At 37.7% G+C, this 25,712-nt stretch carries 19 protein-coding genes; 5 read left to right on the top strand and 14 right to left on the bottom strand.

The genetic code is table 11. From position 1 onward, the window contains the following. Positions 1-106 precede the first annotated feature (106 nt). On the top strand, positions 107-3,481 hold the full coding sequence (gene ccsA / locus L0951_RS00370) for a cytochrome c biogenesis protein (RefSeq protein WP_234108540.1): 3,375 nt from the start codon (positions 107-109) through the stop codon (positions 3,479-3,481). Positions 3,482-3,617: 136 nt separating this feature from the next. On the opposite strand, the gene L0951_RS00365 is transcribed toward ccsA, so the two are convergent. The 13 genes from L0951_RS00365 to L0951_RS00310 form a co-directional block, all read right to left on the bottom strand. Beyond that, positions 3,618-4,469, bottom strand: a complete 852-nt coding sequence (locus tag L0951_RS00365; protein ID WP_234108532.1) for a diacylglycerol/lipid kinase family protein — start codon at positions 4,467-4,469, stop codon at positions 3,618-3,620. 53 nt (positions 4,470-4,522) lie between these two features. Continuing rightward, entirely contained in the window at positions 4,523-5,335 is an 813-nt protein-coding gene (locus tag L0951_RS00360) for an RsiV family protein (RefSeq protein WP_234108527.1), read from the bottom strand. 113 nt (positions 5,336-5,448) lie between these two features. Further along, positions 5,449-7,383 (bottom strand): DNA topoisomerase (ATP-hydrolyzing) subunit B, encoded by a 1,935-nt coding sequence (gene gyrB, locus L0951_RS00355; protein WP_234108525.1) that lies wholly within the window; start codon positions 7,381-7,383, stop codon positions 5,449-5,451. A 404-nt stretch (positions 7,384-7,787) separates the two neighbouring features. Beyond that, entirely contained in the window at positions 7,788-8,609 is an 822-nt protein-coding gene (locus L0951_RS00350) for an RteC domain-containing protein (RefSeq protein ID WP_234108523.1), read from the bottom strand. 80 nt (positions 8,610-8,689) lie between these two features. After that, positions 8,690-10,426, bottom strand: coding sequence for an ATP-binding protein (locus L0951_RS00345; RefSeq protein WP_129758666.1), 1,737 nt, complete (start codon positions 10,424-10,426; stop codon positions 8,690-8,692). Position 10,427: 1 nt separating this feature from the next. Further along, positions 10,428-11,549, bottom strand: coding sequence for a sensor protein KdpD (locus L0951_RS00340; protein ID WP_123247943.1), 1,122 nt, complete (start codon positions 11,547-11,549; stop codon positions 10,428-10,430). 78 nt (positions 11,550-11,627) lie between these two features. Then, entirely contained in the window at positions 11,628-12,710 is a 1,083-nt protein-coding gene (locus tag L0951_RS00335) for a porin (RefSeq protein WP_132776748.1), read from the bottom strand. Positions 12,711-12,892: 182 nt separating this feature from the next. Next, entirely contained in the window at positions 12,893-13,453 is a 561-nt protein-coding gene (locus L0951_RS00330) for a K(+)-transporting ATPase subunit C (RefSeq protein WP_055041566.1), read from the bottom strand. Positions 13,454-13,475: 22 nt separating this feature from the next. Next, on the bottom strand, positions 13,476-15,485 hold the full coding sequence (gene kdpB, locus L0951_RS00325) for a potassium-transporting ATPase subunit KdpB (protein WP_234108521.1): 2,010 nt from the start codon (positions 15,483-15,485) through the stop codon (positions 13,476-13,478). Positions 15,486-15,505: 20 nt separating this feature from the next. Next, on the bottom strand, positions 15,506-17,194 hold the full coding sequence (gene kdpA / locus L0951_RS00320; protein WP_234108519.1) for a potassium-transporting ATPase subunit KdpA: 1,689 nt from the start codon (positions 17,192-17,194) through the stop codon (positions 15,506-15,508). Between the two features lie 242 nt (positions 17,195-17,436). Further along, positions 17,437-17,514: a potassium-transporting ATPase subunit F gene (locus L0951_RS13765; protein WP_078691099.1), complete on the bottom strand. Its 78-nt coding sequence runs from the start codon at positions 17,512-17,514 to the stop codon at positions 17,437-17,439. Further along, positions 17,511-17,894, bottom strand: coding sequence for a hypothetical protein (locus L0951_RS00315; RefSeq protein ID WP_032131839.1), 384 nt, complete (start codon positions 17,892-17,894; stop codon positions 17,511-17,513). Before L0951_RS00315 ends, L0951_RS13765 begins: the two co-directional genes overlap by 4 nt. A gap of 300 nt (positions 17,895-18,194) precedes the next feature. After that, complete coding sequence (locus tag L0951_RS00310) at positions 18,195-18,554, bottom strand: hypothetical protein (protein ID WP_234108511.1); 360 nt, start codon at positions 18,552-18,554, stop codon at positions 18,195-18,197. Between the two features lie 563 nt (positions 18,555-19,117). On the opposite strand from L0951_RS00310, the gene nhaA reads away from it, so the two are divergent. From nhaA to L0951_RS00290, 4 genes are read left to right on the top strand one after another with little or no spacing between them, the layout of a single operon-like run. Next, positions 19,118-20,449 (top strand): Na+/H+ antiporter NhaA, encoded by a 1,332-nt coding sequence (nhaA, locus tag L0951_RS00305; RefSeq protein WP_234108509.1) that lies wholly within the window; start codon positions 19,118-19,120, stop codon positions 20,447-20,449. A 13-nt stretch (positions 20,450-20,462) separates the two neighbouring features. Beyond that, positions 20,463-21,770, top strand: a complete 1,308-nt coding sequence (locus tag L0951_RS00300) for a DUF389 domain-containing protein (protein WP_234108506.1) — start codon at positions 20,463-20,465, stop codon at positions 21,768-21,770. 17 nt (positions 21,771-21,787) lie between these two features. After that, positions 21,788-23,527 carry a TrkH family potassium uptake protein gene (locus tag L0951_RS00295; protein WP_234108501.1) on the top strand — a complete coding sequence of 580 codons (1,740 nt, stop codon included), beginning with the start codon at positions 21,788-21,790 and terminating at the stop codon, positions 23,525-23,527. A gap of 13 nt (positions 23,528-23,540) precedes the next feature. Continuing rightward, a complete protein-coding gene (locus L0951_RS00290) occupies positions 23,541-24,233 on the top strand; it encodes a potassium channel family protein (protein WP_048500228.1) in 693 nt (230 codons plus the stop codon). A 43-nt stretch (positions 24,234-24,276) separates the two neighbouring features. Here L0951_RS00290 and L0951_RS00285 read toward each other — a convergent pair whose 3' ends face one another. Then, entirely contained in the window at positions 24,277-25,614 is a 1,338-nt protein-coding gene (locus L0951_RS00285; protein WP_129758656.1) for a sigma-54-dependent transcriptional regulator, read from the bottom strand. Positions 25,615-25,712 lie beyond the last annotated feature (98 nt).

The following is a 25,712-nucleotide window of genomic DNA, read 5'->3' as shown; positions in this document are numbered from 1 at the left end:
TGACAAAAAACACCTCCCAAATTCGCTTTTTAAGTTTATAGATTGTAATTTTGCCCATCATCAAAAAAACAATTCAGACTATTTTGTCTGAAATAAATCTTTTCTTATGAAAAAACTTCAGGATATCCTAATATCGACACGAACTATGGCGGTAATGCTGCTGATTTTTGCGGTCTCAATGGCTTATGCAACTTTCCTTGAAAATGATTATGGTACCCCTACCGCGAAAGCACTGATTTACGAGGCGAAATGGTTTGAAATCGTGATGGTTATTTTGATGCTCAACTTTATTGGGAATATTTCCAGATATCGACTTTGGAAGAGGGAAAAATGGTCCGTTCTGGTTTTCCACTTGGCATTCGTGCTCATTTTCCTTGGTGGGGCAATTACCAGATACATCAGTTACGAAGGGATCATGCACATCAGAGAAGGTGAAACTTCCAAGGAGGTGGTGACTGATAAGAATTTCTTTAAAATTCAAATCGAAGAAAAGGGTGATGTATTAAATTATCAGGAAGTTCCTTTCATGATGATTCCTGATCAGGCCAAAGAAAACTCCTGGCTCGCTAAGATTTTGCCACACTCATTTAAAGCAGGCTATGATTTTCATGGAAAACAGATCGATGTTCGCCAAGTTCACTATATCCAAAGAAAAAAAGACAGTTTAATTGCTGACCAAAATGGTGAAGAATTCCTGCATGTGGTTTCTGCGGGACAGACCGGGCGTGAAAATATCTACATCAAACCAGGTGAAGCGAAATCCATCAATGGAATGTTGGTTTCCTACAACCGTGGAATTGAAGGTGCGGTGGAATTCCGAAACGATAATGGAAAGCTGATGATTAAAACTCCTGTGGAAGCCAATTACATGACCATGGCAACTCAGGATACCACTCATGTTCAGAAAGAGGTCTTTCAACCTTTGGCGCTGAGAAGTCTTTATTCCATCAATGATTTGAAACTGGTGGTACCTGAAGGTCTGAAAAAAGGGAAACTGATTGCCTTCGAAGGGGACAAGAAAAAAGACCAAAATGTTTCCGATCAATTAACCGTGGAAGTAAAAGGTCCAAAAACTTCGCAACTCGTGGATTTGCCTGTAGAGAAAGGAAATCCAAATGCTTTCAAACAAATCAATTTGGACGGAATGAACATCATTCTCGGTTTTGGACCAAAAGTCTATAACACGCCATTCGGGCTCAAACTGGATAAATTCGTGATGGAGACCTATCCTGGAAGTTCTTCGCCAAGTTCGTACGAAAGTCATGTTCAAATCATCGACCAAGGAAAACAGACGCCTTACAAAATTTACATGAACCATGTCTTAAATCACGGCGGTTACCGATTCTTCCAGTCCAGTTTCGATCCAGATAGACGGGGAACGATTCTTTCCGTAAACCATGATTTCTGGGGAACGAATGTGACTTATCTCGGTTATACTTTTCTGTTTTTGGGAATGTTTGTCACTTTCTTCTGGAAAGGAACCCATTTCTGGAAACTCAACAAACAATTGAAAGCCATCAACAGAAAAAGAGTGACAATGGCGCTTCTTTTCTTTTTGAGTTTAAGTTTCAACGCACAATACATCGATACTCATGGAACTGATGGTTCTCCAGAAAAAACACATTCCGCAAACGACGGGCACAACCATGGAAATGCTGATGCCGCTTTAACACTGGAAACTCGTCCGGTAAAAGAACAAAATTCTTTGGCACTGCGATCGCCAAAACCAATTTCCCCGGATGAAATCATTGCAAGAAATAAGATTTCAAAAGAGCATGCCGATAAATTCGGATATCTTTTGGTTCAAAATTATGAAGGTAGAATCGTGCCGATGAATACGCAAGCTTTAGACGTATTGAGGAAACTCTACAAAAAAGACGAGTTCAAAGGAACTGACGGAAAATCCATGGACGCCAATCAATGGTTCCTTTCCATCAATACCGACACTCCAAGTTGGACGATGGTTCCCATCATTAAAATTGGTTCAAAAGGCGGCGATGAACTCAAGCGAAAGACAAAAGCCAATGAAGATGGATATACTTCATTGATGTCACTTTTCCCGGCAGACAAAGACGGCCAGCTTCACTATGTTTTGGAAGAAGATTACCAAGCAGCTTTCCGGAAAAAACCTGCTGAGCAAACCAATTATGACAAAGAAGTAATTGCGGTAAATGACCGCGTTCAGGTGTTTAATGAATTTTTCAGCGGACAGTTTTTAAGAATTGTTCCTGTGCAAAATGACCCCAATTCCACTTGGCATTCCTGGCTCGACCAAAACTTTGAACCAGACGAGCAATCCCAAAAGGTCATGGGTCCCTATTTCTCCAGCGTTTTGGATGCCCAAAAATCCGGAAACTGGAGCACCGCCGATGCAGAATTGTTAAAACTGGAGCAATACCAGCAAACCTGGGGAAAAAATGTGGTTCCTGCAAAATCAAAAGTCGATTTGGAGGTTTTCATGAACAAACTCAATCTGAATTTCAAACTTTTGATTTTCTATACCTTGATTGGCGGATTGCTATTATTACTGGGATTTGTGGAGCTTTTCAAACCAAATAAAATTTTGCACACCATCATCAAATCCATTATTTACATTGGGTTGATTGGCTATGTAGCACATTTCCTTGGATTGGTTGCGAGATGGTATTTATCCGGTCATGCTCCTTGGAGTAATGGGTATGAGGCGATTATCTTCATTTCCTGGGTGGGAATCTCCGCCGGATTAATGTTCTATTTCGGAATGGGAAAACCCAACTTGAAAAGATATGAATCCACCAAAGCAGTAAGAAGCGGAAGCGTTTCCAATGCACTCATTCCAGCTGCAGGATTCATGGTTGCCGTAATCATGATGGGATTTGCACACGGCGGTTCCGCGCTCGATCCGCAAATCACGCCGCTTGTTCCGGTTCTGAAATCGTATTGGCTCATTGTGCACGTGGCAATTATCACTTCCAGTTACGGATTTTTCGCACTTTCCATGATCATTGCGGTCATCACTTTGGTTTTCTACATTATTGCAGATAAAAAACTCTACAAAATTCATCACGACATTACCATCAAGGAACTCACCATCGTTTCCGAAATGTCATTATTCATAGGACTTTTCGCATTGACGGTGGGGAACTTCCTGGGCGGAATCTGGGCAAACGAATCCTGGGGAAGATATTGGAGTTGGGACCCGAAGGAAACTTGGGCATTCATTTCCATCATCGTTTACGCATTCGTACTGCACATGCGGCTCGTTCCGGGATTGCGCGGAAGATGGGCGTTTCATGTCGCGACCATGTTCGCATTCTGTTCCATGGTGATGACTTATTTCGGGGTAAATTATTATTTGAGTGGACTCCATTCCTACGCAGCAGGCGATCCGGTTCCGGTTCCGGCGTGGGTTTACATTGGCTTGGCTTCCATGTTTACCTTGGCGGCAGTTTCCTATTGGCGCTTCAAAAAGGTTAACCAAACTGCTAAATCCAGAAATTAGGAGCAACCCATTTTTGGTGTCATCCGAAGATGGGTCCCGCTTTCCGCTGCAATCTTTTTGTTCGCTGCCGCAAACAAAAAGGATTTTCACTGCAATCGGGGCTAATGTTGAAGGGAATCCCTTCTCCGAAAAAAAGTCAAATCAAAATCCTCAAACTCTTCGGTGAAACCTTCACCGAAACCGGGGACTTAATTTTGTTGAATTCCCCATCCAAATGCCAATTTTTGGTGGAAACCTTGAATTCGACCTCCGAAACTGGGAGATACGTTACGTATTCGTCATCTTTCAGCCGTTTGGTAAACATTCTGAAAGCAAAGAAAGGAGAGTAGGTAAGCGGAAATTTCTTCACCAAAACCAAATCTACCAACCCGTCACTTTTGCTGGCTTTTGGCGCGATATAGGCATTATTCCCGAATTGTCGCGTGTTTGCAATGTTCAACATCAAATACTTTCCGCTGTACTGTCTGTAATTTTCAGTGATGAATTTTATCTTGATGGGTTTATAGTTGAAAAAAGTCCGGAGCGAAACCCTGATGTAATTCTTGAAACCCCGTTTGGTTTTTTCAAATTCTTTCACCACTTTTCCATCAAATCCAGTTCCGGAAACATTAATGGAAAGTCTGTCATTAACTGTAAAAGTATCAATTTTTCTGGATTTCTTAGCCTTTATCTTGATCAAGAGTTCATCCAAATTCTTGTTGAAATTTGTTTCATTGGAGAATCCATTTCCGGATCCGGCTGGAAATATGGCGAGAATTTTTTCGGTATTGATGATTTTTTTTGCCACCGAAGAAATCGTCCCGTCGCCACCAATTGCCACGAAGATTTCGGTGTTTTCAAAATGGTCGTCGATGAATTTTTCGGTTCCTTCCACAGATTCTGAAATGTAGAATATAGGCTTGTCCACTTTTTTCTGGAGCAAGTCCAGAAATGGCTGGTAATTTTTTTTGGCGGAATAGGGATTGATGATGAATGCGACTTTTTCCATTTCGTGCAAAATTAATAAAAGCAAGCCGACCTGTCTTGCTTTTTGGTAATTAATTATTTGATTCCTGTTCTTTGCTTGAATTCTGGCTTCAACATCAATTTGATATCAGAAATCGGAATCCGGATCAGAATCGGTCCAGCTGCATATGCTGCGATTTCATACTGGTTATAGAGAAAATAAAGATAATCCTGGTCAAAATAGAAATTATTATTCGGCGAGATTTCTTTCACGAGCAGCATTTCACTTTGTCCTTTTCCTGAGTCATTTTTGATGAAATTATCCCACAATGCTCGTTTCCAAATATCCGAATCGGGCGACAACAAAACATCTGCAAGCTGCAGCGTTTTCTGATTCTTCAAGTCGAATACTTTGTAGTATTCATAATAGTATCCGTGTGCACCGCCTGAAAAACCGTCACCGGTATATTTGATGGTCAGAAAATCATTTTGCTGTGAAAAGACCTTCATGTTGGAGTTTTCGCTCCAGGTCTGTTCAAAATCCATCGGAAAATCCTTGGCATCTTCCGTATTTTGCTGAAAATAATTTTGCTGTTTATTTTTTAGGGCGGCGAGCAGATTTTTGGAATCGTAAACATCCAGCCGGATGTTTTCGATAGAGTAGATGCTGTCCAGCAACGTTTTGTCTTTGAGTGTGGGGAAAGTCAAAATTTTTGATTTGAAGGCTACTGTAATTTTCGGATTAATTTTCGTGGAATCATTCACCGACAATGAGTCAACAGTAAATGGTTGCGGTTCAGAGGTGGTCTCCGTAGTTTTTTCTGTATTGGTTTCTTGCGTAGAACCCATTTTGTTGCATGATAAGACAAGAGCTGAAATTACTGAAAGAATAAGGATAATTTTTTTCATTTTTAAATTTAATGAATTTTTTGGATTACCAACAAAAAACCGTCCAATATTTTGGGCGGTTCCTTAAAATAATGCTTTTCAACGCAATTCTTCAAAATGAATTTGAAGATTTCTTAGACGTCAATTTTGGCATATATCGCGTTTTTCTCGATGAATTCTCTTCTTGGCGGAACTTCGTCTCCCATAAGCATGGAGAAGGTGCTGTCTGCTTCCACCAAATTGTCTATGGTGACTTGCTTCAGAATTCTGTGTTCCGGATTCAGCGTGGTTTCCCAAAGCTGTTCCGGGTTCATTTCCCCGAGACCTTTGTACCGTTGAACTTCAACGCCTTTTCCATCGGAAGACATTTCCAAAGTTTTTTCTTCCCGTTCTTTTTCGTTATAGGCGTAAATTTTCTTGTTTCCTTTTTTCAAAAGATACAACGGTGGTTGCGCAATATAGATATATCCGTTTTCGATCAGCTCCTTCATGTAACGGAAGAAGAAGGTCAAAATCAGCGTAGAAATGTGGGATCCGTCAATATCCGCATCGGTCATGATCACGATTTTGTGGTATCTGAGTTTGGCCAGATTCAAGGCCTTGGAATCTTCTTCAGTTCCTACGGAAACGCCCAATGCAGTGTAAATGTTTTTGATTTCCTCGTTATCGTAAACTTTGTGGAGCATGGATTTTTCCACATTCAAAATCTTACCTCTCAGTGGAAGAATTGCCTGGAAATGTCGGTCTCGACCTTGCTTTGCGGTTCCACCTGCGGAATCTCCCTCTACCAAGAATATTTCTGAGATTACGGGGTCTTTGGAGGAACAGTCCGAAAGTTTTCCCGGAAGTCCACTTCCGCCCATCGGGGATTTTCTTTGTACAAGTTCTCTCGCTTTTTTAGCGGCTTGTCTTGCTTTTGCTGCGAGGACCACTTTCTGCACGATGAGTTTCGCTTCGTTCGGATGCTCCTCCAGGAAGTTGGTGAGCATTTCGCCCACGATTTTGTCCACAGCACCGGAAACTTCGGAGTTTCCTAACTTGGTCTTGGTTTGGCCTTCAAACTGTGGTTCCATTACTTTCACGGAAATCACTGCGGTCAACCCTTCCCGGAAATCGTCACCAGTTACCTCCACTTTTTCTTTTTGTGGAAGACCGAGTTCGTCTGCAAATTTCTTCAAAGTTCTCGTCAAAGCACGTCTGAAACCTGCAAGGTGCGTTCCGCCTTCATGGGTATTGATGTTGTTTACATAGGAATGCAGGTTTTCATTGTAGGAAGTATTGTAGCGCATAGCCACTTCCACTGGAATATCGTCTTTGTTTCCCTCCATGAAGATCACGTTCTGCATAATGCTTTCGCGGTTTCCGTCAATGTATTGCACGAATTCTTTCAATCCGCCTTCGGAATGGAAGGTTTCGGTTTGAAAAGAACCGTCTTCATTGGGATGTCTTTCGTCGGTTAAAGTGATGGTAATTCCTTTATTTAAATAGGATAATTCGCGTAAACGAGCCGCTAAGGTGTCATAATTGTACACCAATTCTTGAAAAATGGTATCGTCCGGCTGGAAGAACTGTTTTGTTCCTCTTTTATCGCTGTTTCCTATTTCTTCAACTTCGGTTTGTGCCTTACCTTTAGAATAGATTTGTTGATAAACATGACCATCTCGATAAACCGTAGTAATCATTTCGTTAGAAAGTGCATTCACACAAGATACTCCAACACCGTGAAGACCTCCAGAAACTTTATATGAATCTTTGTCGAATTTTCCGCCGGCACCAATTTTCGTCATTACAACTTCTAATGCTGATTTCTGTTCCTTTTCGTGAAAATCTACCGGAATTCCTCGTCCATTATCGGTAACCTCAATCGCATTTCCTTCTTTAATGGAGACCGTAATGGTGTCACAGTACCCCGCCAAAGCTTCATCAATAGAGTTGTCTATTACTTCATAAACCAAATGGTGAAGACCACGAGCTCCTACGTCTCCGATATACATTGAAGGACGCATTCTTACGTGCTCCATTCCTTCTAATGCCTGAATACTACTTGCTGTATATTGTTTTTGACTCATAATTTTTGCTATTTGCTGTTGGCTGCCGAGTAATGATCGGGACCGCTTTTCAGCAACTAAAATTCACATTAAAAATTGATTGTTTTTGCCCAATGCAAAGACCAACAAAAATACGGAAAATAACTGAGATATGAAAGAAAATTCCTGTTTGAATCATAGAAGTTTTCCACAAAAAACTCCTCAGATGTTTGAGGATTTATGATTTACTTCTTTTTTATTTTAAAGTTTTCAGGAAAAAGCTGTATCGGTTGAATACTAAGCTTTTATAAAGATTATCAAAAAAGTCAGGTAACGATTTGGTAACGGTGCTTATTGCTTTGCTTTTCAACGTGTTTCCGTTAGCTCATAGCAAATATATGAAATTTAATTCTGTTCTATTAGTTTAAAGAAAATGATTTTAAAATCTATTTTTCATACTCTTCTATCTTTCGAACCAAACTAAGTTTAAGGGTATCAATAAATTTTGTACGATTTATTTTTCGAGATTTAATTTCCATAAACGTATGGTAAAAATCACCTAATTCGATATTGAAAACGCTTTCAAAATACTTTGCAATATGCTTTACATTTCCATTTTCGAATACTCCTTGGGAGTGCAATGCATAAATTAACTCTATTAATGCAGTTTTACTTGCAGTCCAATTTAAATTTGAATGATTTATTGGTTTGCTCCTTTTTTGTAAGTGGGAAAGTCGATCCTCCAAATAGACTTGTATTAAATCATTTGCCAAAATTTTTGCAACTTTATAATCGTGGGATGTTGAAAAATTATGATCTGATTCAAAAAAATATGTGTCAAGGCTAAGCTTGATATCATGTTTACCCCTTACAAAATATTTTTGATCCATATAAGTGCTATTCGTTCTACAGTATTTATAAAATTCCAAATTATTATCAAAGTATTTTTTCAGCCTTATTTGTTCGTTGCTAAGATACTTTTTTATTAATTTATATGAGCCGTGAGGTTTTTTCGATTCAATCTTAAAAATAGCATTATAGTATATTAATTTAGACAAAATATCTGGCTTCAGTTTTTTAAAGAAATATATTTCATCTTCTTCCTTGTCAAATCCTTTTTCCAGAACATATAGTTTGACTTCCTTAAGATAATTTAGGATGAGAGAAACAGATGCTTCTGCCAGCTGAATTGGTTCATCAAACTCAATTTTATATACTTCAATTCGTTCATCAAGTTCTTTTAGTTTATCTCTATAAAATTTATGCATTTTAAAAATATGATATAAATGTCAACAACGAACCAAATAAAATATTAGCTCGGACACTTAAAATTATTGGTATTAATATGTTAGAAGTCTTTATCTATGGAATTTAGCGTAAAGCAAAAAGTACTACCAGTACCATACTCACTCTCTATCCAGATTTTTCCTCCCTGAGCTTCAATAAACTCTTTGCTGATACTTAATCCTAATCCTGTACCTTCTTTTTTAGTACCGGGAATACGGAAATAGCGTTCAAATATTTTATCCAGAAATTGAGGTTGTATTCCCTGCCCTGTGTCGGTGACGGAAAATTTTATCTGATCGTTTTCTTTTTCGGCTTTAACAAAAATCGTTGCATTCTCATACGAATACCGAACGGCATTGGAGATGAGATTGGTAAGAACCCATGCCGTTTTTTCACTATCGGCAGCAACGAGTGCATTATTATCTATATCAACATCGATTTTAATATTCTTGTGATCAGCAGCAGATTTATTGGCATTTACAGCATACTCAATCATGGGCTTAATTTCTGAACTAATTAAGTTTACTTGAATAGCACCACTTTCAACCTGTGCGATGTTTAATAACTCTCCGGTAATTCGTAAAAGCCTGTCAGCATCGTCCTTTATACCATTAATTAATCCTTTTTGTTCCTCATTTAAGTGACCTGTCTTTTCATTCTCAAGAATTTGAATACCTAATTGCATCGACGAAATAGGTGTTTTAAATTCATGGGAAACAGTTCCCATAAAATTGGTCTTTGCCAGATCCAGCTCTTTAAATGGTGTGATATTTCTCAGAAGAATAACCTGACCGATAAATTCACTATCCGCTTCTCCGGTTGGAACGATATTGATGTCAACAACCTCTTTCTCAAAATAGCTTTCCTTTCTGTCGGCATAAATCTTTAATTGTTCGGATTTAGCATTTTCGGGCTTAAGAAGAAAAATATCCTTAATGATATTTCTAATTAAATCATTGGTAACGGCTATATCCTGTATTTGTTTGCCAATGAACTCTTCTTTTTTTAGACCGCAAATATTCAAAGCTTCTTCATTAGCGAAAAGCACTTTTTTGTTCTCATCAATTCCAATAACGGGATCATGAAGATTATCAATCAACGTTTCAATTCGTTTTTTGCCTTTTAGGATTTTATCGAGCTTACTCTCGGAATATTCTTCCAGCTTCTCCGCCATCGTGTTGAATGATTTTGCTAAGTCACCAAACTCATTATGGCTTTCAAAATGCACCCTCTTTTTATAATTCTGCCCAGCTATTTCTTTTATACTATCGGTTAATTCCTTAATGGGATTGGCTATATTAGAAGGTAAATTGACCAATAAAATAAATGCAATCAGGAAGCATAGTGAGCCAGTAACTGAAATGATGACAATTGCTTTTTGAGCGGTATCGTCGGCAATATCACTCTTCCTGTTGATAGCTTCCATGTTTAGACGCATTAACTCCGTGATGTCTTTCCTTATAGATGATATTACGATAGAATCTTCCGGGTTTTCTTTTAAATCTTTAAAATGTTTAACGATAAGATTGGTAGCTTCGATTTCTCCAATCTCCGTTACATTCTGCTTTTGCAGATCGAGATTTTTTTGAAAAGTATCTACAGCAGATTTGTCTGAACGAACATCTTCCAAAGACAAAAGCATGTTACGGGCATACTGTAAGGTATTGTAATTGGCAACTAAGATATTATTAGTATCTTTTTTCAGTTGGTTTACATACCAGCCACTAACAATTGCCAGTGCCAGTATCAATAAAAATAGAGCACCAACTCCAACCGTTAATTTTGCTTTAATTCTCATTTTATGATAGTATTACGAGATCAATATTTTCCTGTGACAGCTTGTTCAGCAAGGCATTGAATGTATCAGTCGCTAAAATAATTTTAGCTAAGTTTAAATGTGGTTTACCGATACAGACCGTAGTTATCTTACGATCTTCACACTCTTTGATGATTGCCTTAGTGGTGTTTTTGGCCTTTACCTTAATTATTTCTGCTCCTAATTCAGTAGCTAATTTAAAATTATTAATCAAATGCCGTTGTTTATCCAGAGCAATTTTATCAGGGCTTTCTTTAGGTATTTGCACATACATCACATACCATTTACTGTTGTAATAATTAGCTAATCGTGCCGTTTTCCTAATAACGTTTTTGGCTGTTTTTTCGTTTGAACTGATGCAGGCCAGGAAACGTTCCTTTTTGATGCTTCTTGTAAGTACAACTTCGGTTTCTACTTTTCGCTGCACCTGCGAAGCTACCTCCTTTAACGCCAACTCACGAAGCTGTAAAATATGCTCACTCTTAAAAAAATTATTAAGTGCTGCTGTTATTTTAGAGCTTTCATATATTTTTCCGGCTTTTAAACGATCTATCAAATCTTCTGCTGTAAGATCAATATTGACCACCTCATCAGCCTGAGCGACTACGCTGTCGGGAATACGTTCCTGTACATCAATTCCTGTAATTTCCCGCACTTCTTCATTCAAACTTTCAATGTGTTGAATATTTACTGCACTGATTACATTAATCCCGGCATCTAAAATATCGAGTACGTCCTGCCATCGCTTTTCGTTATTGCTACCTTCAATATTGGTATGAGCCAATTCATCAACAATCACAACTTCTGGACGAAGGTTTATAATGGCTTGCAGATCCAGTTCCTCTAATTCTTTCCCCTTATAGAAAAGTTTTCTGCGTGGAATGACCGGAAGCCCATCCAACAAAGCATGGGTCTCTGGTCTTTTGTGTGTTTCGATATATCCGATTTTCACATCGATACCGTTTCGCAATAGCGTATGTGCTTCCTGTAACATTCGATAGGTTTTACCCACACCGGCACTCATCCCGATATAGAGCTTGAATTTTCCTCTTCGGGATTTCTGAATGAGGTCTAAAAAATGTTCTGCACTTTTTCTTTCGTCCATACAATCTGTTTGCTTATATAAATTTACAAATTCCCCTTAGACAAATTGTCCAGGGGAATCATTAGTAAATGGAACTATTTAGAAACGTATCGCCAGCGATGTAACCGCCATAACGTTGTCTTTTTTCATATTATCATCTCTGTTTAAGAAAATGGCATCTTTACTATTTAAGCTTTTAACTTCTGTTCTCCATACCAAATTAGGCAGAATTTGATAATCAACGTTTATTGAAGCCCCAAATGTTTGAAATCCGTTTTCCGTTCCCGAATTGATGATAACGCCATTCTTATCCTGGTAATATTCTCCTCTTGCAGCGATATTTACTTTTTCAGTCGGGCTGTATTTTGCAATCAGTACAGGCGTATACCATGTATCGTAGTCATCACTTGCTTTTTCTTTTTGTTGTGCTCCGATATCAAAGCCCGCGATCAATGCAAATTGATTGCTGATTTGAAACTGCCCATACAGATTGTGGAAGTAACGCATCTTACGCTCTTCATCAGGGAAGTCGTTGCCTATGAAAGAACTACTGTTTAAAGTCATTTTATCTGAAGGACGGTAAGTTAATTGATGACCAAAAGCTGGTGTGCTATTGCCTTCAACCCGTTGTATTCTTTGCCAACTGTTCATCACTAAAAAAGCCATATTCCATTTACCATTATCGGTAGCATACGACAACTTAGCCCCGGTTTCAAAATAGGGCGAATTATCTGCCATCATACTTCTGGTCAGTGTAAAGCAGTCTGCCCCGATGGCACTTTCAAAACCAATGTGAGATGGTAATATACCTGCATCTAACCATAAATTTTTCGTTTTAGATAGTTTCACACCTACATTTGCTTCATAAATGTTTTTCAGCACGCCTTCTTCAGTTGCATAATTAGCATTCATATAAGAGCCTACTCCAAGAGCCAGGTTCGCTCTCATATTTTCTGTTTCATAAGCCGCTTTTATAAATCCCAAATTTAGACTCACTTCATTGCTACGGTTGTGGCTGTACACAAATCCCGGTCTGGTATTGGATTTCGGGTTATTAAAATCCTGCTGATAATATACTTCTGCATATCCACTGATGGTTAATGGTTTTTTTTCAGTTTCCTGAGCACATACACTTCCTGTTGCTCCCAGCAGAATAGCTGAGAACATAATTATTTTTTTCATCTTATTAATTTGATTTTTAAACGTGATGAAGCTATCAGATTTATCCTCTCTGTGTGGTTGAATAAATCATGATGGTTTCATTTTTGAATTATTAAAATTTTACTGTTTATTGAATACTCCTACAAGGCATTTTCAATGGCTACACATACATTTGAAAACCCGTAAGTTTTTTTAGGAATTACTTATTTAAGTTGATCCAGAGCGATATTTAATTTAAGTACATTGATCTTTTCGGGACCAAACATGCCCCACAAAGGTTTTTCGGTTTGTTCATCAATTAATTGATTCAATTTAACCTCATCAATACCCCTTGTTTCAGCGATTCGTGCTACCTGTACCTTGGCAGCCTGAACAGAGAAGTTAGGATCCAGTCCACTTCCGCTGGCAGTAACTAAGTCAACAGGTATTTCAGATTTATCAATTCCGGGATTATGTACTAAAAAAGTATCAATTCGTGCCTGAACCTCTGCTAAATATTCCTCATTAGAAGGACCTTTGTTACTACCTCCTGAACCAGCAGCATTGTAATCTACGGCCGATGGTCTTGACCAGAAATACTTATCCTCTGTGAAAGACTGACCAATATTGACATAATGTTTCTTTCCGTTGTGTTCTATAATTTCTCCTTTTCCAGCATTAGGAGCAAACTGTGCGATACCCCAGACTGCAAGTGGGTAAATGACTGTAAAAAACAGGATCATAACAGCAGTCAATTTTATTGCGGGCAAAATATGTTTTTTCATTTTATCTAAATTTTATAAAGGATTAAAAGAAAACGGATATAAGCATATCTATCAGCTTGATTCCTACAAAAGGTATCAGTACACCGCCTAAACCATAAATGAACAGGTTTCTTCGAAGTAATGCACTTGCTCCAATAGGTTTGTAAGCTACACCTTTCAATGCTAATGGAATCAACATCGGAATGATGATTGCGTTGAAAATTACAGCTGATAGTATTGCACTTTCCGGACTGTGTAAATTCATAATATTCAGTCCTTGCAATGCAGGAATCGCTGTGATGAACAGTGCTGGAATGATGGCAAAATACTTAGCCACATCATTCGCAATACTGAAAGTAGTCAATGTACCACGGGTCATCAGCAATTGTTTTCCGATTTCTACGACTTCAATCAATTTGGTCGGATCGTTATCCAGATCGACCATGTTTCCTGCTTCTTTTGCTGCCTGAGTACCAGAATTCATTGCTACACCCACATCAGCTTGTGCTAAAGCCGGAGCATCGTTTGTTCCATCACCCATCATAGCGACCAAGCGACCTTCCGACTGTTCTTTTTTGATGTAATTCATCTTGTCTTCGGGTTTTGCTTCTGCGATGAAATCGTCCACACCTGCCTTCTCAGCGATAAATTTAGCAGTCAAAGGATTGTCGCCCGTTACCATGACGGTTTTGATACCCATTTTACGCAGCCGTTCGAAACGTTCTTGAATACCCGGTTTGATGATGTCCTGTAGCTCAATTACACCCAATGCGATTTCATTCTCTGATACGACCAACGGTGTACCTCCATTAGAAGAGATGGCTTTCACTCTTTCTTCGACCTCTTTTGGAAAGTTATTACCTGCTTTTGTAACCAGATTTTTTATCGCATCGGTTGCACCTTTTCGGACACGCACATTCTCATAGTCTATACCTGAACTTCTAGTTTCTGCTGTAAACTTGATGAATTGAGGATTTTTGACTTCGTAACTCAAAGGGTTGATACCTGCTAATTCGATAATCGATTTACCTTCAGGAGTTTCATCAGCCATGGAGCTTAATACAGCCGCTTTAATTAATCTTTTCTCGTCAATACCATTTGTTGGATGAAAATGAGTTGCTTTACGGTTACCAATCGTGATTGTTCCTGTTTTATCCAATAATAAGACATCGATATCACCTGCGGTTTCTACCGCTTTACCACTTTTTGTAATAACATTGGCTCTCAATGCTCTGTCCATCCCTGCAATACCGATTGCAGACAACAATCCTCCAATGGTAGTCGGGATAAGACATACAAATAAAGAGATAAAAGAAGCAATGGTAATCCCCACATTTGCATAATCAGCAAATGGCTTAAGCGTCACACAGACAATGATAAACACAAGTGTAAATCCTGCTAACAAAATGGTTAAAGCAATTTCATTTGGTGTTTTTTGTCGGGCTGCACCTTCTACCAAGGCAATCATCTTGTCCAGGAAGCTTTCGCCCGGTTGCGTTGTTACCTGCACCACGATTTTATCGGACAAAACTTTGGTACCACCGGTAACAGAACTTTTGTCGCCACCTGCTTCACGAATCACAGGAGCAGATTCTCCGGTAATTGCACTTTCATCGATGGTCGCTAAGCCTTCAATAATTTCCCCATCAGAAGGAATGATGTCGCCAGCTTCACAGATGAAAACATCACCTTTTTGTAATTGAGCAGAGGAGATCGTTTTCCCATTTTTTAATCTTGCAGGCGTTTCTTCTCTTGTCTTACGCAAACTATCTGCTTGTGCTTTACCTCTTGCCTCAGCAATTGCCTCGGCAAAATTGGCAAATAACAGGGTAAGCAAAAGGATAATAAAGACGGTAAAATTATAACCAAAACTTCCTTGTCCCTGAGCTCCTGCCAACGTCCATAAACTCACGGCTAGCATAACCAAAGTACCGATCCATACAGTAAACATGACCGGATTACGGAACATGGTTTTCGGATTGAGTTTCACAAAAGATTGTTTCAGTGCTTCCTGAACCATATCTTTTTGAAACAATGATGTATTATTGTTCATTTCTAAATTCTTTAATCAGTTTAATAAAGTGAAAAGTACTCTGCAATAGGACCTAATGCCAATACCGGGAAGAATGCTAAGGCAGCTACGATTGCGATTACAGCGAATACCATTAGTCCGAAAGTTGCCGTATCGGTTTTCAGGGTTCCGTCTCCCTCTGGTATAAATTTCTTTTGAGCTAACAAGCCTGCAATGGCTACCGGACCAATGATCGGTAAGAATCTTGAAAGAATAAGTACAAATCCTGTTGCAATATTCCACCAAGGTGTATTATCTCCCAATCCTTCAAAACCACTACCATTATTGGCAGATGACGAAGTGAACTCGTATAGCATTTCACTCAATCCGTGAAATCCCGGGTTATTTAGAGAGTCCATAGTATATTGTGGTGATGCAGCGGCTAATGCTGTTCCTACTAATATCAGGAAAGGATGAAGCAAGGCAATAATCATGGCTATTTTCATTTCCCTAGCTTCCACTTTTTTACCTAAGAATTCTGGTGTTCTTCCTACCATCAATCCACTGATAAATACAGCAAGAATGATAAAAATAAAGAAGTTAAGTATTCCTACACCGACTCCTCCGTAAAACGCATTGATCATCATTGCTAATAGCTCATTCATTCCTGACAATGCCGTGGAACTATCGTGCATAGAGTTTACTGATCCAGTAGAGATTACAGTGGTGACAATGCTCCAAAAGCCAGATGCAGGAGCTCCTAATCGAATTTCCTTTCCTTCCATAGCCCCCAAGGAATTGTCTATACCCATGGCTGCAATTGCGGGATTGCCATTCATTTCCATATTGATATTTGGAATGGCCAGCATTAAAAAACCTACTGTCATTACACCAAATATCATCCACGATAGTTTTCTTCTTCTGGTAAAATAACCAAAGGCAAAGATCATAGCCAAGGGTACAATCAGCTGAGCCACCATTTCGACCATATTGGACAGATAAGATGGGTTTTCAAACGGATGGGCAGAATTCACTCCAAAGAATCCACCTCCGTTGGTTCCTACGTGTTTAATAGGCACAAATGCTGCTGCGGGTCCTCTTGATACTTCCACAGAATCACCTTGTAAAGTGGTAATAGCGTCTTTACCTTCAAAAGTCATCGGAACTCCATCGAATGCAAGAATTATGGCAATCACAAATGATACAGGTAATAAAATACGTGTACATGATTTTATAAAATTGCTGTAAAAATTCCCCAAGGTTTCAGATGATTTGTCTCTGAATGCTCTAAATAGCACTACTGCGGCAGCCATACCAGTTCCGGCACTTACGAACTGTAAGAACATTAACCAGTATTGTCCAAGATAACTTAATCCTGATTCCCCGGAATAGTGTTGCAGATTACAGTTTACCACAAATGATATCACGGTATTGAATGCAAGGTCTGCGGACATACTTGGATTGTTATCCGGATTAAGCGGTAGGCTTCCCTGCGTCATTAGAACAACCATTCCCAACAGGAACCACACCATATTGATCGTGATCATGGCTACCATCTGCTGTTTCCAGTTCATTTCTGTTTGCGGATTGATACCGCTTATTTTGTAAAAGATTCGCTCTATCGGATTAAAAATCGGATCGAGCAGCGTTTTTTCACCGCCATAAACTTTTGCAATGTATTTACCGAAGGGTATTGCAAGCAATATCGACAGGGTAAACATTACGATTATTCCTAAAATTTCTGTATTCATTTTTATTAATTAAATATGGTTTTAAACATCCATCCGAACAGCCTGACCAATGCCAATACAATCAGGAATATCAAAGCAATTCGGGCTACATCTTTCATTTCAGTAAATATCTTTTTCATAGCAATATTTGAATTTTTAGAAAAGCCAGATAAATGATCGAAATGAAGAACAGTATCCAGAATATAATGGATATCCATTCCTTGATTTTTCCTTTTGTATCTTTCTTCATCTGCTGAAGCGTTTTAAAATTTTTCCGGTTTGAGCAATACGTAACATATATAGGCAAATACACCTATGGCTACTATGAATAATGCTGTCATAGACTTGTTTTTTGTGTTAAATAATTTGTGTTCTGAAGCTGATAAACATGTTTCAGGTTATTGGGAATGAGCTGGTACATATAAATCCATTGTTCTGTAGTGCAACGTCTTTTCATTCCTTCAAAAGAGCGTACAAACAAATTTTCAATGATGTACTGTACATATTCATTACCTCTTTTATGAAGCCAACCGATGAACTTGATCTTTACCCCAATTTTCTCTATCTGTCCTTTGGAAAGCAAGAGATTGATGTGGTTGACGATTGCCTGAAATATTCCCGCAAAATTTTTTCGCATGGATAGTTCGTTGATCTCTTCTTTAATTTCACCGTAGTGATGTGCCAGGTACGTACTGGCTGCGTTTTCATTTATTTCATTCATTGATTTATAAACTTCTTTTTATTTACCGAAGAACATCGCATAGAAAATACAGAAGACAATAAAAGCTAAAAGTATTTTTGCCAATATATCCGTAACTATTTCCCTGTTTGATTTTCGTTCTTTTTTCATCTGCTTATTAATTGAAAGAATAGAAAGAAAAACACAAAGCCGATCAAAATACCTGCGAATCCTCCGAGCTTTACGCAAACGGCAAACAGGACAAACAATAAGATTGCTAATACTGCTTTTTTTATTTTAGCCGACCAATGTATTTTTCCCTTTAAAACTTTCATTATTTAATTAGTTTTCTAAAATGGTTTTGATATATCCTTTTCGTAATTCGATGGGAAATAAATCCATGTGTTTTTTTAGGCTTCCGGGGCTTTCTTCAAAAGACAAGGCTGTCAGAAACTCATTTTCAATGGCATTCCGGGTGTATTGATTCCCTCCCTGATATAAAAGGTTTATAACTTTGGCTATCTCCTGAACACACTCTAATTCATCTTCCGATCCAGAACCTATTTTTTGGGAACAAACTTCTGCCAGTTTATGTAGTAACAGATAGTCTGCGATAGAATCGTCCAAAGTATCCAAATCAGGAATGAGTCTTGCGGCTTCAGGAGCCCATTGTTGTATCGTATTTATGATTTTTGTTTTCATTTTATTTTAGATTTTCTCAAAGAAGTCAATTGACTTAATGAACAGACCGAAACAGGCTAAACCTGCGAGTACTAAAACTATTGTTATCATTTTTATCTATTTTTAAGTGGTACTAATGTGCTTCATAATTGCTCCAAAAATCATGACCACAATAAAGGCAAAAAGCAATAAGTGGTATGATTTTAGCCATTTTGGAAACGAAGGAGGCTCTTTTCTTTGCTTCCATTTTACATTTCTTTTCCTCATTTTTAATTTCTTTTATATCCTCTATGCCAAATCCTATTCCAATAGAACTTTTTTGAATTTAAAATATTGATTTTCAATATTTTATCTCGTTATTTCAGGATTTGTTGATGCAAAAACCTTATCAAAATGATAGGGTAATTATCATTTTGATAAGAGCACAGATTTTTTGGTGGTAATGAGCGAAATCCTAAAGGACTATATCACCTTGATTAATACGGGGAATCGTTTTTAATTTTATATTTTTGTACTTTATTAATCATAGAATGACTGGTTTCTAAGTCATTTTCAGCACAAATCGGAGGGATAAGCAAAAAAAGATGAGTAAACTAAAAAAGACCCCTATTGAGAAAATCGTATCGCCAATTCAAAGCTTTATTAAAAATGAAAAAGCAGGTGGCATTGTATTAGGAATCAGTGTAGTGATTGCATTGATGTTAGCCAATTCGCCTTTAGCAGAAGAGTACCATCATGTTCTGGAACATAAATTTGGATTTCAGTTAGACGGAAGCACGTATTTTGAATACAATCTGCATCATTGGATTAACGATGGTTTAATGGCTATATTTTTCTTTGTAGTGGGTTTAGAACTAAAAAGAGAAATCGTTGGCGGGGAGTTATCCAATCCACGTAAAGCTTTATTACCCATCGCTGCTGCATTTGGTGGAATGGCTGTGCCAGCTGCAATTTATTTATTTTTGAATCCAACAGGAGAAGTGCATAGTGGTTGGGGAATTCCAATGGCGACAGATATTGCATTTGCCTTGGGGGTACTATATTTATTGGGGAATAGAATTCCGCTTACACTAAAAGTTTTCTTAACCGCTTTAGCTATTGTTGATGACTTAGGAGCTGTATTGGTTATCGCATTTTTCTATACTTCGGATATCTCTATGTTCCATCTCATTATCGGTGCTTTGGTGCTTTTGACGATGTATATCGGTAATAAAATGGGGGTAAGAGCCATTTTATTCTATGCCATTTTAGGAATAGGCGGAGTTTGGACAACTTTTTTACTTTCGGGGGTACACGCCACTATCGCAGCTGTTTTAGCAGCATTTACCATTCCGGCAGATGTAAAGATCAATGAGAAAATATTCAGTAATAATATCCAAAAACTTTTAGATAAGTTTAAAGGTATTGACCCGGATAACAGTAAACCTACTTTGACAAATGAACAATTACATATTCTGGAAGAAATTCAAAATAGTACAGTAGCCGCCACTCCGCCATTACAACGATTAGAACATGCTATGCATCCCATGGTAACCTTTTTGATCATTCCTATATTTGCTTTGGCAAACGCTGGTGTTTCATTGGCTATCGATATGGAACATTTATTCAGTACCAATGTAGCTTTGGGTGTTGCTTTAGGTCTTTTGGTAGGTAAGGTTGTTGGAGTAGTTGGTTTTACATTGCTTTTGGTGAAGCTGAAAGTGGCTCCTTTTCCAGAAGGAATGAATGTAAGAAATTTGTTTGGTTTAGGTTTACTGGCTTCTATAGGTTTTACGATGTCCTTATTTGTAACTTCTTTGGCGTTCTCGCATGAGGAATACATGACACAGGCGAAGATTGGAATTTTTGCAGCTTCTATTATTGGCGGTGTATTGGGTTATTACGTGCTGAGTAAGCAGTCTAAAAAGCAACTGTAAACCTTGTAAGCAAATGAGCAATAAATTATGGGATTTTATCAATCTGCACAACGGTGAAGAAGATAAACAGAAAGTTTTAGAAAATGTAACCGCTAACATTTCTTTCAGGGGATCTAACCTATGGATATTGGCTTGTGCTATCCTTATCGCTTCTGTTGGATTAAATGTCAATTCAACAGCTGTGATTATTGGAGCCATGTTGATATCTCCTTTGATGGGGCCTATTTTAGGAGCAGGATTTGCATTGGGAACGTACAATTTTTTACTCTTACGGAAATCTATTAAAAATCTTTTAATAGCAACTGTAGTTAGTTTATTGGTCTCAGCCTTTTACTTTTATATCAGTCCATTCAAAGATGTGCAATCCGAATTATTAGCCCGAACTTCTCCGAATATTTATGATGTATTGATCGCTTTTTTTGGAGGTTTAGTAGGTGTTATTGCCATCACAAGGGTAGAAAAAGGAAATCCCATTCCCGGTGTAGCCATTGCTACGGCTTTAATGCCTCCATTGTGTACGGCAGGGTATGGACTGGCTACCTTTAATTTTAGCTATTTCTTTGGGGCGTTTTACCTGTACACCATCAACTGTTTTTTTATTTGTATTGCCACGTTTTTAGTTATCAAATATTTAAAATATCCTGCTTCTGCTACGATTGAACCAAAGAATGAAAAACGCATCCGGTACGGAATTACCACCTTGATGATGATTATGATCATCCCCAGTTTTTATCTGGCGTATAATCTATTTGAAGAAAAGAAGTTTACTAAAACCGTTGAAGAATTCATCAATTCTGAATTCAGTAGCAGAGGATATACGGTGATTTACAAAAAACTGAATTATAATTCCAATCCAAAAAAGGTGGATCTGGCATTTCTGAATAAAAAACTCAGCAAAGAAGAAATGGAAATGTATAACCGATTACTGGATGAAAGAGGTATTCATAATACGATGCTGAATTTCAGACAGGATGATGCAGATCTTAAGTCGGAGATACTCAGTGAACTGAATAAGCAGGATGCTTCTTTGTCAGAAAAAGATGTGACCATCAACAACCTTCGACAAGAACTGAATAAATATAAAGTAAATGAATCAGGACTTGTTAGAGAACTGAACGTTCTTTTCCCTGAACTGAAAGATGTGTCTCTTGGTAAAATAGAAAAATTTTCAGGAACAGATAGTGCCAAAGTTGAATGGTTGGTGTTATATCATTTGGAGAAAGGGACAAAAGAAATTGATAAATCGAAAATGAAAAAATGGCTGAACGAGCGGCTTAATGTTGATAATACACTGATATTACAAGACACCCAATCCGAATAGCCTGAGAGAATTTTTAAATGAAAGAGTTTTTATATGCCAAATGGATACAACAGCTCATTGTTGTATTACACTTGGTTGCACTTACAGCACTAATAGCTGATTACGGTTTTATACTAAACCCAACCTTACAATTAAGTATCATTTCTTTGTATCTGTTTGTATTGGTTATTGGTGTTTTTTATACTGTTTTGAAATACTATTATCATCGAAAAGAATTCATATTAAGTGTTTTTATCTTTGATACATTGAGTGTTTTGTTTGTGTTTTATTGCTTATACAAACAATTATCAACAGGGGGAATATCAGAAATAACCCATTGGATACGGTTGGCTGTTATCTTAAAATTGATACGGGAATTTACACGCCCGCGTTTGAGCTATAAGCGTTCTTTACTCAATCCTGCCCAATTATTTATCATCAGCTTCATGGGATTAATTGTCGTGGGAGCCTTACTATTAATGCTGCCTAATGCAACCTATCAAGGTATAAGCTTTGTGGATGCTCTATTCACTTCTACCAGTGCAGTGTGCGTAACGGGATTAATAGTGGTCGATACGAGTAGTTATTTTACTCCTTTTGGGCAAACCTTAATCATGCTGTTGATCCAAGCCGGTGGTTTAGGTATCCTTACATTTGCCAGTTACTTCAGTTACTTCTTCAAAGGTGGATCTACCTACGAAAACCAATTGGCATTGAGTGATATGACCAATTCAGAGAAAATAGGCGAGGTTTTTACGACGGTAAAGAGGATTTTAACCATTACTTTTTTAATAGAGTTTATTGGAGCGATATTAATTTTCCTCAACCTGGATAAAGCTTTAATTCCATCCTTTTCAGAAAGAGTTTATTTTTCTGTGTTTCATTCTATATCCGCTTTCTGTAATGCGGGATTTTCAACCTTGCCCAATGGAATGATGGAAGACAGTTATGTGTATAATTATCCCCTACAGTTTATCATTGTCATCATCTTTGTATTCGGAGGTTTAGGTTTTCCAATTGTTATTAATTCAGTACGGTACATTAAACATTTGATAGCAAGATATATTCTTTGGTTTGTAGAGAAAAAGAACAATTACCGCCCATGGATTTTAACCTTGAGTAATAAGATAAATTTATTGACCACTTCCATATTGATTGTTTTGGGAACCGTCATTATCTACATCAAAGAATATTACAATGTATTGGGCAATCATCAAGGTTTGGGAAAGGTTGTTACGGCATTATTTACAGCAACTACACCCAGAACGGCAGGTTTTAATTCTATAGACTTTAGCCAAATGCACTTTTCATCTATCATCATTATCATTTTTTTGATGTGGGTAGGTGCATCTCCAGCTTCAACCGGTGGTGGTATTAAAACGAGTACGTTTGCCATTGCTACTTTGAACTATTTTAGTCTTGCAAAAGGAAAAACCAGAATAGAAGTCTTCAGAAGAGAGATTGCGGATATTTCCGTGAGAAGAGCTTTTGCCGTAATGAGTCTATCCTTATTGGTAATAGGAATAAGTGTCTATCTGATTTCTCATTATGATAATCATGTACCTCTTTTGGATATTGCATTTGAGAGTTTTTCGGCTTATAGCACTGTTGGGCTTAGCTTAGGAATAACCGGAGATTTAAGTAGTGAAAGTAAATTGGTTCTTATTGGAACTATGTTCGTTGGAAGGGTAAGTATGTTAACCATTCTGATTGCCTTTTTTAAGAAGGTCAGACAGGGTAACTACCATTATCCATCGGATGAAATATTAATCAACTAAAAGAATAATTGAAATGAAATTTATAATTATAGGATTGGGAAATTTTGGAGGCTCATTGGCAGAAAAACTAACCCAACAAGGAAATGAAGTTATCGGTGTGGATTCACGTTCGGAAAAAGTTGTAGCATTAAAAGATAAATTGTCTCACACCATCTGTATGAATGCTACAGATCAATCAGCCATTACTCATTTACCGCTAAAGAATACGGATATAGTGATGGTTTGTATTGGTGAAGACGAAGGTGCAAATATCATGGTTACTGCTCATTTTAAAAATCTGGGGGTAAAACGATTGATTAGTCGTGCCATTAATCCACTTCACGAAAGTGTTCTACAGGCTATAGGCGTTAATGAAATTGTACGTCCGGAAGAAGAAACTGCTGAAAGATGGGCTAAAAAACTATGCCTAAAAGGTGTTATAGATTCTTTTGAGCTGAACAAGAGTTATAGTATTGTAGAGATTGTAGTACCAGAAAAATACATTGGAAAAACCATAGAAGAAGTAAAATTCAGAGAATTGCATAATGTGTTAATTCTGACTATTATCAGAGATGCCCAAGAGAAGAGTTTCTTAGGAAGAAGTAAAACCGTTGCTAATGTGCAGGGAATTCCGGAACCTACTACTATGCTACAAAAAGATGATATCATCGTTATTTATGGTAATAATGAAGATCTACAGAGATTTGCAAAAGTAAAATATGAATAGCCTATATTATTTCTCAATCAAAAATGCATTAGATATCAAACTGCTACTGAAGTTTATACAACTCCATTTTTCGGTAAAGGGTTGCAATCCCGATTTCTAACAAGCGAGCTGTTTCTGCTTTATTTCCATTGGTATGATTTAGTATTTTCTGAATGTGCAGTTTCTCTGCACTGGCCATAGAAAATGCAGACAATTGTTTTGCATTTGATTTTGCATATTGAAGGTCTACCGGCAGCGTATCTAAGTCAAGCAGGTCATCATCCGCTAAAATCACGCTTCTTTCAATCACGTTTTTCAACTCGCGTATATTTCCTTTCCAGGGATTGTTTTCCAACGCTGTAACATAATCCTCAGATAGGGCTAATGGCTTTCTATTGGATTTGATTGCAAAAAGATCGGCATAATACTGTGCCAACAATTTGATGTCTTTTACACGCTCTCTCAAAGATGGAAGTTCTATACCAAATACAGAAAGTCTGTAAAACAAATCACTTCTGAAATGACCTAACTCAATTTCGTTTTCCAGATTTCGATTAGTTGCAGCGATTACACGCACATTGACTTTTATGGGTTTGGCATCACCAACACGCAAAAATTCACCCGTTTCTAATACACGTAAAATTTTAGCTTGCAAGTCCATAGCCATTTCTCCTATTTCATCCAAGAATATGGTTCCATTATGAGCCTCCTCAAAAAGTCCTTTTTGATCTTTATTAGCACCTGTAAATGAACCCGCTTTGTGACCAAATAATTCGTTTTCTAAGAGCTCTTTACTAAATGCAGAGCAGTTTATCGCAACAAAATTTTGGTTTGCTCTCGGGCTACCTTGATGAATGGCCTGTGAAAAAACCTCCTTACCAGTTCCTGTTTCTCCGGTTAATAATACTGTTGTATCTTTTGGTGCGACTTTTTTAGCCAATTCAATTGCTTTTAGGATTGGCTTTGATGTACCGATAATTTTATCAAAGGAATATTTTTTGCCTAACTGCTTTTCTAATTGTTGAACTCTTTTGTTTAAAGCTACCTTTTCACTGGCTTTATAAAGAAGTGGAATAATCTTATTGTTATCATCACCTTTGGTTATATAATCGAACGCACCGTTCTTAATAGCTTGTACGCCATCCGGTATATTGCCGTAGGCGGTCAGCAGAATAACTTCTACTGATGTGAATTTTTCTTTAATCAGTTTTGCGGTGTCCACACCGCTTCCATCAGGAAGCTTGACATCGCAGATAATAACATCTATTTCTTCTGCTTCTAACCTTTGTAAACCCGATTTGATATTGGATGCCTGAAAAACCTCAAAACCTTCAAAACCAATTATTTTTGAAAGGAGGTTTCTCAATTTTTCCTCATCGTCTATTATTAATACTCTGCCCACGTTCAAGCTAAATTGTTATATGCGAATTTACAATTATTATAGCTGTTTTAAGTTTATTGTACCAATTTATTATAACATCTGCGAAAGAAGTTTATGAA

This window comes from Chryseobacterium sp. R2A-55 (assembly GCF_021401085.1).
In the GTDB taxonomy this organism is placed as follows: Bacteria; Bacteroidota; Bacteroidia; order Flavobacteriales; family Weeksellaceae; genus Kaistella.
This window is presented reverse-complemented; position numbering and strand designations above follow the sequence as displayed.

Excerpts from the sequence above, each read along its gene's own strand:
- ccsA (WP_234108540.1), top strand. The coding sequence starts at position 107 with ATGAAAAAACTTCAGGATATCCTAATATCGACACGAACTATGGCGGTA.
- L0951_RS00365 (WP_234108532.1), bottom strand. The coding sequence starts at position 4,469 with ATGGAAAAAGTCGCATTCATCATCAATCCCTATTCCGCCAAAAAAAAT.
- L0951_RS00360 (WP_234108527.1), bottom strand. The coding sequence starts at position 5,335 with ATGAAAAAAATTATCCTTATTCTTTCAGTAATTTCAGCTCTTGTCTTA.
- gyrB (WP_234108525.1), bottom strand. The coding sequence starts at position 7,383 with ATGAGTCAAAAACAATATACAGCAAGTAGTATTCAGGCATTAGAAGGA.
- L0951_RS00350 (WP_234108523.1), bottom strand. The coding sequence starts at position 8,609 with ATGCATAAATTTTATAGAGATAAACTAAAAGAACTTGATGAACGAATT.
- L0951_RS00345 (WP_129758666.1), bottom strand. The coding sequence starts at position 10,426 with ATGAGAATTAAAGCAAAATTAACGGTTGGAGTTGGTGCTCTATTTTTA.
- L0951_RS00340 (WP_123247943.1), bottom strand. The coding sequence starts at position 11,549 with ATGGACGAAAGAAAAAGTGCAGAACATTTTTTAGACCTCATTCAGAAA.
- L0951_RS00335 (WP_132776748.1), bottom strand. The coding sequence starts at position 12,710 with ATGAAAAAAATAATTATGTTCTCAGCTATTCTGCTGGGAGCAACAGGA.
- L0951_RS00330 (WP_055041566.1), bottom strand. The coding sequence starts at position 13,453 with ATGAAAAAACATATTTTGCCCGCAATAAAATTGACTGCTGTTATGATC.
- kdpB (WP_234108521.1), bottom strand. The coding sequence starts at position 15,485 with ATGAACAATAATACATCATTGTTTCAAAAAGATATGGTTCAGGAAGCA.
- kdpA (WP_234108519.1), bottom strand. The coding sequence starts at position 17,194 with ATGAATACAGAAATTTTAGGAATAATCGTAATGTTTACCCTGTCGATA.
- L0951_RS13765 (WP_078691099.1), bottom strand. The coding sequence starts at position 17,514 with ATGACAGCATTATTCATAGTAGCCATAGGTGTATTTGCCTATATATGT.
- L0951_RS00315 (WP_032131839.1), bottom strand. The coding sequence starts at position 17,894 with ATGAATGAAATAAATGAAAACGCAGCCAGTACGTACCTGGCACATCAC.
- L0951_RS00310 (WP_234108511.1), bottom strand. The coding sequence starts at position 18,554 with ATGAAAACAAAAATCATAAATACGATACAACAATGGGCTCCTGAAGCC.
- nhaA (WP_234108509.1), top strand. The coding sequence starts at position 19,118 with ATGAGTAAACTAAAAAAGACCCCTATTGAGAAAATCGTATCGCCAATT.
- L0951_RS00300 (WP_234108506.1), top strand. The coding sequence starts at position 20,463 with ATGAGCAATAAATTATGGGATTTTATCAATCTGCACAACGGTGAAGAA.
- L0951_RS00295 (WP_234108501.1), top strand. The coding sequence starts at position 21,788 with ATGAAAGAGTTTTTATATGCCAAATGGATACAACAGCTCATTGTTGTA.
- L0951_RS00290 (WP_048500228.1), top strand. The coding sequence starts at position 23,541 with ATGAAATTTATAATTATAGGATTGGGAAATTTTGGAGGCTCATTGGCA.